The 10,438-nt window shown below is 51.4% G+C and carries 9 protein-coding genes; all 9 read right to left on the reverse strand.

Features of this window, described 5'->3' with window-relative positions:
- Positions 1–1,455, reverse strand: a 1,455-nt coding sequence (locus QVO97_RS02580; RefSeq protein WP_288188716.1) for a VanW family protein, incomplete at its 3' end; no start/stop codon positions are given.
- A gap of 130 nt (positions 1,456–1,585) precedes the next feature.
- Positions 1,586–2,311: a 3'-5' exonuclease gene (locus QVO97_RS02585; RefSeq protein ID WP_022358853.1), complete on the reverse strand. Its 726-nt coding sequence runs from the start codon at positions 2,309–2,311 to the stop codon at positions 1,586–1,588.
- 260 nt (positions 2,312–2,571) lie between these two features.
- Positions 2,572–4,377, reverse strand: coding sequence for a B12-binding domain-containing radical SAM protein (locus tag QVO97_RS02590; protein WP_022358854.1), 1,806 nt, complete (start codon positions 4,375–4,377; stop codon positions 2,572–2,574).
- A 4-nt stretch (positions 4,378–4,381) separates the two neighbouring features.
- On the reverse strand, positions 4,382–5,434 hold the full coding sequence (locus tag QVO97_RS02595; protein WP_288188718.1) for an L-threonylcarbamoyladenylate synthase: 1,053 nt from the start codon (positions 5,432–5,434) through the stop codon (positions 4,382–4,384).
- A gap of 150 nt (positions 5,435–5,584) precedes the next feature.
- Positions 5,585–6,322: an N-acetylmuramoyl-L-alanine amidase gene (locus QVO97_RS02600; RefSeq protein WP_022358856.1), complete on the reverse strand. Its 738-nt coding sequence runs from the start codon at positions 6,320–6,322 to the stop codon at positions 5,585–5,587.
- Positions 6,323–6,409: 87 nt separating this feature from the next.
- On the reverse strand, positions 6,410–7,282 hold the full coding sequence (locus QVO97_RS02605; RefSeq protein WP_022358857.1) for a YitT family protein: 873 nt from the start codon (positions 7,280–7,282) through the stop codon (positions 6,410–6,412).
- Positions 7,283–7,397: 115 nt separating this feature from the next.
- Complete coding sequence (locus QVO97_RS02610; protein ID WP_022358858.1) at positions 7,398–8,654, reverse strand: sigma-54 interaction domain-containing protein; 1,257 nt, start codon at positions 8,652–8,654, stop codon at positions 7,398–7,400.
- Positions 8,655–8,671: 17 nt separating this feature from the next.
- Positions 8,672–8,851 (reverse strand): hypothetical protein, encoded by a 180-nt coding sequence (locus QVO97_RS02615; protein ID WP_022358859.1) that lies wholly within the window; start codon positions 8,849–8,851, stop codon positions 8,672–8,674.
- Positions 8,852–9,000: 149 nt separating this feature from the next.
- Positions 9,001–10,368: a sodium/glutamate symporter gene (locus QVO97_RS02620; protein ID WP_022358860.1), complete on the reverse strand. Its 1,368-nt coding sequence runs from the start codon at positions 10,366–10,368 to the stop codon at positions 9,001–9,003.
- Positions 10,369–10,438 lie beyond the last annotated feature (70 nt).

The following is a 10,438-nucleotide window of genomic DNA, read 5'->3' on the forward strand; positions in this document are numbered from 1 at the left end:
GATCGGCTCCGGTGCTGCCGGTGCTTCCGTCGGTGCCGGAACCGGATTTTCCGGCTGTGGTGTCTCAGGCTGCGGTGTCTCAGGTTGCGGTCCAGCCGGAACCGCCGGTGCCGCAGCTGCAACGGCCGGACCTACACGGTAGATTGCCTTCGATGCCATATAGGTATCCGTCTGCAGCAAGGTTTTCTCCGTCTCCACGCCGTCCACGTAGACGTATTTCCAGAGCCGTGACTGCAGCCCATAGTGCGCCGACTGTTCCTTCACCCTCGCACCCGGCTTCAAAGATGCGTCCACCTTTGTGATCGGCTCGCCCGGATCCTTCTTCGACAGTGTCTCCGAAACGTATTTGATCGTCCGGTTTGCCGGCCGTGTCTCTTTTCCATATATCGTAAATGAAATAGTCCCGCCGTTCACTGCCCCTTCCATATAGATCGGGGTATCGTATGGATTTTTAAATTTCAGATCCTTATAAGTACCCGCGATCGCCGAATCCTGCGATGCCGGAACGTAAGTAACAATCATCGAATGATTCTGGCGCTGGGTGATATCCATCTCCGCCAGAAGCGCTGCATTGTAAAGCGTCGTGCAGATCTGGCAGGCGCCACCGCCGACCGTATCGACTACCTGACCGTTCGCATAGGAACCTGCCGATGCATAGCCATTTTCCACCGTAAATGGGGTCAGCCATGTATAAGCCGAAAATTCTTCTCCCGGCATCAGAACCGTGCCGTTGATCTTCGCCGCACCGTTCCGCAGATTCTTGGAACGCGACACATTTCCCGTGTTGAATCCGGTACTGAATGTTCCAAGTGCATCCTGAATCGTAGACAATGCCTCTGTCGTGCGGGTCGGCTCTGCATTTTTGACTGTTGCATCCACCGAAACCGGTTTCGAAAGACCGCCCGCGAGCGCCTCATTCAGTGCTTTTGTCGTCGCATCTATGTCCACTTCCTGTCCCGCCGAAGACTGGCTGACCTGAAAGACTCCATTTTCATGCGTGATCACGGCGTCCTGCGGCGCTGTCGTAAATTCCGCGCACCGGGTCTGCACAAACTCGGCAACCTTCGCTTCATCGACCGCTGTCTCAATCTGCAGATCCACACCGGACTGCTCTAATTCCTTCTGATTCAGATACCGACGCAGGAGATTTCCGCCGGAAAGTTTCTCCACTTCCTCATCAATCTCGTTCTGGTTGACCCAGGAAAATCCCAGCTCCGCCGCCGTCGTCTGAACCTCATGACCTTCTACCCGGATCGAAATGGTCTGATTTTCCATCTCCCCGATCGATTTCTCAATCGTCTGATCCGCCTCCTCCCGTGTCATCCCGGAAAGATCAAACCCACCGACCTGAAAGCCCGTGGGAATCGTCCCCGCTGACGCGGTGCCCGTACTGGCTATAAGCAGTCCCATCACTGCCGCGCCGCATATGCCTGCCATCCAATTTCTTTTTTTCATCATCTACCGAACCTTTACATCATAAGACCTGCCAAAATGGTTCCCGCTACCATCGCTACTACTACGATTATAATAACAACCGCTGATACGATCTGGCGTGTTTTCTGATTTGAAAATTTAAACATATCTCTCACCTCTTCTGCATTCTGCCATGCTGCGCGATAATCTGATCCGTAAGTCTCGAAATCTCATTTTTCGAAAGCGAATCAATCTGCGCAGATAAATTTATTCTATGATATTTTAGTAATTCCCGCAAGACTTCTTTTTGCTTTTTTGACGCGGGCTGTTCGCGTTTTACCTTGTAAATCAAAGGCTGCGGTGCAAACACCTCCGGCACTTCCAGAAAATACCTGTTTTTAAGCTCCTGATACAGATGGTGCGCCGCCAGCGCATCCGAAAGCGCCCGATGGCTCTCGCCCGGATCCACCGCAAAATACCGGCACGCGGCTGCCAGATTCTTCTTTTCCTCCTCCGGCATAAAATGGCGGCAGATTTTCAAGGTATCAAGCCCCGCATGCTCAAATGTATACTTCCGGTTGACCGCCGCCCGCTTGAGAAAGCTGAAATCAAAGATAACATGATGCCCCAGAAGCGGCAGCTCCCCGCAGAATGCCAGAAGTTCCGGCAAAACTGTATCCAGCACCGGCGCATCCTTCAAATCATCGTCACAGATTCCCGTCAGCTCCCGGATGCGCGCATCCAGTTCCCGCTCCGGGTTGACAAACGTCGAATACGTCTGCACCACGGTTCCATCTTCCACCCGCGCCGCGCCAATCTCGATGATCCGCTCGGTTTTGGGATTTAACCCTGTTGTCTCCAGGTCAATCGCTATATAAGAATTGTCTGTTTTTTCCATTTTATTTATCCATCGTAACTGTTCAGTACCTTCACAGTCACGCGCAAAAATCCATTAAAAATTGCCTACGGCAATGGGATTTTTGCCTGCTGGCCCATGTTTTCGTACGGTCAGCGCAGTAAATGCACAGACCTACTGAACAGTTTACTATCCATCTAATTTAAAATATGGTTGTCCTACATTTCTTCTCGTTCGCAGATGTTCAGACTGCCGCCATCCGCAATTTCTTTTTCCTGTCTTTCTCTGGAAAATCCCATTTCTCACTGTATTTCATCCTGGGAAATGGAAAATGCCGCCGCATTGCCAAACAGAGCATCCCGGTTTTTGTAATCAAACAGCACAAAGCTTCCGTCTTCCATCCGCTCTAAATGCGCCATTTTCGCCATCTGCCTGGAATCGTATGCCTCGTAGCCCTTCAAATAACGGCGTTCCTTCTCCTCGCGCATGAAAAACTGCTTCGTCTCGTTCTTCCACTCCGACGGATCCGGTGCAAAAGATGGACGGCTCTTGACGTTTTCACGGAGGTAGAGGTCATAAATGAGAAGATCCTGATAGGAAATTTCTTTGTTCCCCCATTTCTGAATAAACAGATACAAAATCTCATACCGTGCCAGCCGGTTATGGCTCACTCCATTCAGTCCCTCTTCCTCATAAAATGCCGCCAGGCGGTCATACAAATCAAACGCATCGCCCCATTCCTGCGACAGGCATTTCATCGTGCGGCGGAACTGCCCGCTGTTGTAATAGACCTCGACCATCTCTTCCACACCCTTGAGACGGATCACCTCTTCATAGGAAAGCCAGTTGGTCCTAAGCACCTCATACGGCGGCTTGCTCTGGCTGAGCAGACCGTATTTCTGCTTCATTTCTTCCATATAGGAACCTTTCAGCACCTTCAGAAAGCCAAGCTGAAGCTGTTCCGGCTCCATTTTGTATACATCGTTGAAGGAACGATGAAAGCTCTCGATATCCTCATACGGAAGCCCCGCAATCAGGTCGAGATGCTGATGGATGTTGCCAAAGGTGTTGACCTGCGCCACACGGCGCGCCACCTTGTCTAGATCCATCGTCCTCCGGATCTCCTTCACAACCACCAGGTTCGTCGTCTGCACACCGATTTCCAACTGAATCAGCCCCGGACGCATCTGTTTCATCAGCGCCAGCTCGTCATCATCCAGAAGATCCGATGAAATTTCAAAATGGAAGTTGGTAATTCCATTATCGTGTTCCAGCAAATACTGCCAGATCGCCATCGAATGGCTCTTTTTGCAGTTAAACGTCCGGTCTACGAACTTTACCTGCGGCACCTTCCGGTCAAGGAAAAACTGCAGCTCCCTGGTTACCAGCGAAAGGCTGCGGAACCGCACTTTTTTGTCAATCGAAGACAGACAGTAACTACAGGAAAATGGACATCCACGGCTGCTCTCATAGTAGATAATGCGGTGTTCCAGCCCGCTTAAATCTCCGTAGGAAAATGGAATGTCGTCCAGATTCATGAGCGGCGCCGGACGATGGACCTCGATGGTGCCATCAAAACGGCGTAGGACAATGCCTGGGAGCTCTGAAAAACAAACCTCCGTCCCGCACTCACACGCCTCCACCAACCGCGTAAAGGTCTCCTCGCCTTCGCCCTGCATGATCAGCTCGACCTCCGGCAGCTCATCCATCAGGTGAACCGCGTCATACGAAGCCTCCGGACCTCCCATCCAGATGCGGACCTGCGGAAGAACCTTTTTCAAATCGTGGATCAGTTCCTTCACGTAAACGATATTCCAGATATAACAGGAAAATCCCACCACATCCGGTTTTCTCCGGTAAATATCCTGCAGAATCTGATCCATCTGGTGGTTGATGGTGTACTCGCCGAGATCGATCTGGATTTCCGACACGGTTTTCGTTCGATTCGCGCCTTCTGCTGTCTCCGAAACCATTTCCATTCCAACAGCCGCACCCTGCTCATCCTTCTGTCCCAGCCCCAGCCGCTCCATCGCATACCGTCTCAGGCTGTAAATTCCCAGATTTGAATGTATATATTTGGCATTAATCGCCGCCAATAAGTACCGCATCGTCTCACACCTTCAAAATATGATAGCCAGCCGCCTTATTGAGCCGGTTCATAATCGCCCGTCCTAAATTGTCTTCCGAAAATCCTTCCGAAAAGATATATTCCGCGCCGCGATCGTCGAAATCGCGCAGAACCGCATACAGGTTGTGTGCAACAGTCTCCTGACGCGCCCGCGCACCGATGCTTTCCAGCATCCCCGCCGGATAACGGTCTTTCGTCTCGTCCGTGCAGATAATTCCAACCTTGCGCCCTTCTGCCAGCTTTTCGCCTGCCAGGCGGTTGATCGTCTCCACAACTGCCTCCGTCTCGCCCTCGACCAGTGTCAGATCGGCTTTCGGTGCATAATGGCGGTATTTCATTCCCGGTGCTTTCGGGCGCACATCCGCGCTGACCGGTCCTAAAATCGCCGGATCAATGCCGACTTCCCCGACCGTTTCACGCAGCATCTCCACGGTGATCGCACCCGGTCTTAAAACCATCGGCATTTCCTCCGTAACATCCACGATCGTCGATTCCAGACCAATTCCAACCGGACCGCCGTCGATGATCGCATCGATCTTTCCGTCCATATCCTGAAGCACGTGATCCGCGCGCGTCGGGCTTGGGCGTCCCGATGTATTCGCACTCGGAGCCGCGATCGGCACGCCGGACAGACGGATTAACTCTGCCGCGATCAGATCAGACGGCATCCGGATTGCCACCGTGTCAAGCCCGCCGGTCGTTCCATATGGCACGATCGCGCTCTTAGGAAATACCATCGTCATCGGTCCCGGCCAGTATGCCTTTGCAAGCTTTTTGCCATTTTCTGGCATATTCGATACCAGCGGCGCGATCTCCTCCAGACAGGACACATGCGCGATCAGCGGATTGTCAGACGGGCGTCCCTTCGCCGCATAAATCTTCTTCGCTGCCGCCTCATCCAGCGCATTCGCCCCCAATCCGTACACCGTTTCCGTCGGAAAGGCCACCAGACCGCCTGCGCGGATGATCGCTGCCGCCTTCTCAAGCACCTCCCGGTCATGCGGCGTAAAGTCCTTTGGATTTTCTATCTTCCACATCTGGGTATGAAGTTCTTTTTTTGTTTCGTTTTGCATATTGATTCTTCTTTCTACTATCTTACAATGAATAAATCTATCTTCCGTACTAAGCTCGAAAATACCTCGCTAAGTACTCCTAGTATACACAAGATTCCTCGCCAGTTCAAGGTTTCAGCGCCCATTCAGATACTCCATAATCCCCATATGCAGCGTATACGCCACGCGGTCCTGGTATTCTTCTGTTTTCAGCAGTGCCGCCTCTTTCCAGTTAGACAAAAATCCGCACTCGACGATGACAATCGGACATTTGACGTGGAGCAGGAGATAATAGCTGTCATTCGGTTTGGCTTTTCTGCGGTTCTGGTCTCCCAGCGCATAGTCGAAGCGCTTCTGCAGTATTTCCGCCAGCCGTTTCCCTTTCTCTGACTTCCGGTAATAAAATACCTGCGCACCGGATACTTCCTCCTGGTGGTAGCTGTTCTGGTGGATGCTGACGACCAAATCCGCGCCGGATTCCTCGACGCGGGCGCAGCGGTTTTTCATGTCGGACATTTTCCGGCTTCCGGTTGACGTATCGTAAAGTCCCCGGTCATCCTCCCGGCTCATCACGACCTCTACATCGGACTGTTCCAGATACCATTTCAGGCGCTTCGCGATTGCCAGATTGATGTCCTTTTCCAGGCTTCCGTCCACACTCACCTTTCCCGGATCAAAATCCCCATGCCCGGCGTCCAAGAAAACAACCGGCTTTTTCTTTCCAAGCACAGCGTCCGCCCCCGCTGATGCCAGCCCCGCATACCGTGCCGCCAGAAAGACGCCGCAAAATAAAAGAAGGCAGACTGCCAATTCCACTGACAGCCGCCTTCGCATTTGTTTTAGAAACGGGTGTGTTTCAAACCATTCGTTCAAGTGCACCGCTCCTGATGCATTCTTATGATATCTATATTCGCCTTGTTCGCGGCATATCCCGCTATTTTCTAATTCCAATCCCGGCTCCTACTGCTGTGCCTCCGCTACATCCTTAAACCCAAGTCCAAAAATGCCCGAGGTTTCCTTCACAATCACAAACGCATTCTCATCCGTCTCCGCAATAATGCGTTTTAAACGATTGAACTCCGTTTTGCGGACGGTACATAAAACCACCGTCGTGTCCTCGCCGCTGTAGCCGCCCTTGCCCGGAAGCAACGTTACCGTACGGTCAATTTCCTTAATGACACGTTCTGCGATTTTCTGCGGGTATTTCGTCACGATCGACGCCTCGCTTCCGGCATCATTTCCGTAGATGATCATGTCAATGACCTTCGTCTGCGCGTACAGGGAAATCAGTCCGAACAGTGCCGCATCGACATTTCCAAAGACGAAAATCGAGGTGGAGAGGATGATTCCATCGATCATCATCAGGGCACGCCCGATCGAGACATGCGGATATTTCTTCTGGAGCAGGTAGCCGACCACATCGCTGCCGCCCGTCGTCGAACCGGACAGAAAGATGAACGCCATGCCGACGCCGACCAGAATGCCGCCGTAGAGACTTCCCATAAGCTGGTCGCCCATATAAACCGGAAAGACCGGGGCGATCACGTAGTCAAGCACAACCGAACAAATTCCGCACGCAAACGCCGTCCGCACCGCAAAGGCACGGCTCAAATGAAACCACGCCAGTATTAAAAGCGGCACATTCACCATCAGTGTCAGCCGTCCGACCGGCAGGTTCGTCACATGGTTTAACATCAGTGCCACGCCGACCGCACCGCCCGGCGCAATATTCGCCGTCTCAATAAAGCTGTGCGTGCCGATACTGTAGATAAATGCGCCCAGAATCAGATATAAAAAATCTTTTACAGAATATTTTCCAATGTATTTCTCCATTTCTGCATTTCCTCCTGTTATCCTGTCTGAGCGTTCCATCCTTTCCGGGCTGATTCTGCTGGTTCTGCTTCCCGCATCGTCCTCAAATTTCCGTATCTATCCTCCATCGCTCAGATTAGATTTCTTTTTCCTGTTTTTCCTTCGCCTTTTCGCCTCGCAGCTGACTCGCCTTTCTCTGCAGCGTCTGCCTCGGCACATCCAGAATCCGCGCTGCCTCAGATATATTTCCGTGCGCCGCCTCCAACGCCTGCCAAATCAGTTTTTCCTCATAGGCAGCCACCGCCTCACGAAGCGACGAGCAGAGTTTTGGAACTTCTTCCAGGCTTTCCGGCGTCTTTTTCCTGTCCGCCTGCTTTTCCAGCAGAAGCTTTCCCTTGATGTCTTTATACTGGAGCAGGGAGCTCGTCTCATCCACCATGCTCATGCCGTAAACGATCACATGTTCCAGCTCCCGGACATTGCCCGGCCAGTCATATTCTTCCAGTTTTTTTAGCAGATCCTTTGACACATACTGAACCTGCTTGTGGAACGTGCCATTGTGTTTGTTTACATAAAACTTGACAAAATGTCCAATATCCGCCTTCCGTTCCCGCAGCGGCGGAATCCGGATCGACATCATGCTCAGACGATAATAAATATCGCGCCGAAGCTGTCCTTTCTCGATCGCCTCAAGCGGTTCCACATTGGTCGCCGCAATGATCTTCACATTCGTGCGTTTCGTCTCACTGCCGCCCAGGCTGCGGAAACTGCCGTCCTGCAGAACCCGCAGAAGCTTTGACTGCAAAAACAGAGGCATCGAGTTGATCTCATCGAGGAACAGCGTTCCGCCGTCCGCCAGCTCAAAGAGTCCCTTATTTTCCATTGCCCCGGTAAACGCGCCCTTGGACGTTCCAAATAAGATACTTTCGAGCAAGGTATCCGGCAGCGCCGCACAGTTCTGCGCGATAAACGGTTTATCCCTCCGTTCACTGGCATTGTGGATCGACTGTGCAAACACCTCTTTTCCGGTTCCCGTTTCCCCATAGATCATAACCGGCAGATCGCACGCCGCCACCACCGGTATATAGTCTCTGGCATTTTTCATTTTTTCATCCACTGCGATGATATCTTCCATCGTAAAAGATGCGCCGCTGTGTTTTTTCAGCTTTCCAGCGCCGCCGACCGGGATCTGTTCCGAAGTCAGTTCCACACTCTCCGGCTCTTCCTCGCCGTCTGTCATCTCCTCCATCGACAGATCGATCGCGCCCACCACGGCGCGCCCGCTCTTGATCGGAATCGAAAGAGAGCTGATATGGATGCCCTCCTGCCCCTTGGTCTGCAGCAGCTGGTTTTCCACGTAAACCGGCAGTCCGACCTCCATCGCCCGGATCATGCTGCTGTTCTTAGCGTTCAGGTTTTCAAATACATCGAAAAATTTTGTCCCACCAGCGCCTGGTAAGCTTCTCTCTCTTTCCGGTTTGAAAATTTACTATTTAACTTTGCTGAAAACAGAATCTCGCCATCCAGGTTGATGATCGTGATTCCGTCAATATATCCTTTTCCATGAAATAACTGTCTTAAAAACTCCATGCATTTCTCCCCTGTCTGAAACACCGCTGACCGGAATCACGCGCCAAGTCTCACGGACGTTCGACTTGAACCTGCGTTCATCCGGCCTGACAACGGTGTTATGTTTACACCTGTTCCAAGTGTATCAGAGGAAACAGGCAAAGACAAGTTTATCCGATCTCCTCCACACCTGGGCGATCCAGCGGAAGTTTCAGCCACCACCATTTAAATACGATATTTGCGATGATGCATGCTGCCATGATTACCAAATAAATGCCGATAAACTTCCAATGGCTGCCATTTAAGAGCATCATCGGTCCCATCGACCACGCAAACATCTCTGCCGGAGTTGTAAACGGCGCTGCAAATGCAGTATCGTTCAGCGTCTTGGAGCGGTTTTCCGGATCAACGATTCGAAGAAGGATGAAGCCGATCGCAAAAACGCCCGTTGAATAGCCAAATACGAAGATCGCGCGCTCAAACCAGCTGCCGCGGTTCATCGCCGGACCAAAGAACATCAGGGTTGCCACTACGATTACAATACCGCAGAGCAGAAGAAGTGCCAGCGGAGCTGCATATTTAACGATAACTGCCAGTTTGATGGAAGCGATTCCGAAAAACACCAGATAATCCGTCGCAGTACCGGAGATACGTCCCACTACATTTTCATCAATATAATCACCGACGCCGACTTTTCGGAAAACGAGGAACATCACGATCGCGGTCAAAAATGCCATCAGGTAATTCGGCAGATCCAGACCGATCGCTGCATAGATTCCCTTGCTGAGTCCCACACCGATACCGGATGCGATCAGCATCACTGCCAGATGCCATGCCAGCGGATCCAGGACGTTGGATGAAATAGTTTCCTCGCCCATCGACTTGCGCTCATTTTTGGGCACCAGACCACAGCGCAGATCATCGGAGATCTGATTGAAGCCTTTCATATATTTGGTCCAGCCCTTTTTCGTTCCCAGCTTGATGAAGAACAGACCGCCAAAGATACCCGATAAAATACCAACAGTTGCACAGGTCATCGCGATATCCATTGCATCCAGATCACCCAGTCTCTCAAACGCGGTACCAACAGCCGCTGCCGTTCCGTGTCCGCCGGAGAAACCAGCTGCCAGCAGCAGACCGAAGCCATAGTTAATGTTCGGGAATAATTTCGAAATTACTAAAATACTAAACAACGGTGCCAGTGAGAACTGAATTGCCTGTGCCAGCACTTTATAGGAAAAATAAGAACCAATCCGGTCAATTTCCGCTTTAAAATCTTTCTTGTTGAAAGAAAATCCATTAATTCCGACACCTGCGAAAATCAGGATAATCAGAACACTTGCATAAGAACCAATATTTTCAGAAAACGGCAGGATTCCCAGTCCCTGTGCCCCGAGTGCCAGCGCGATAAATCCGGCAATCATGCTTGGCGGAATGAAAAATTTCTGTACCAACGGCACTTTTGCACGTAAAAGCTGACCAACTGCTATAAAAAACGATGCGATCGCAAAGTCCACTAAAATGTCTGTAACACTCACAGATACCCCTCCTATTCTTCTGTATCAAATGCGCCTCCAGCTATTTCCCATCTGGAAGCGCCTCTATTCA

Origin of the sequence: Clostridium sp. CAG:43, assembly GCF_000434655.1 — a bacterium.
Taxonomy (GTDB): domain Bacteria; phylum Bacillota; class Clostridia; order Lachnospirales; family Lachnospiraceae; genus Otoolea; species Otoolea fessa.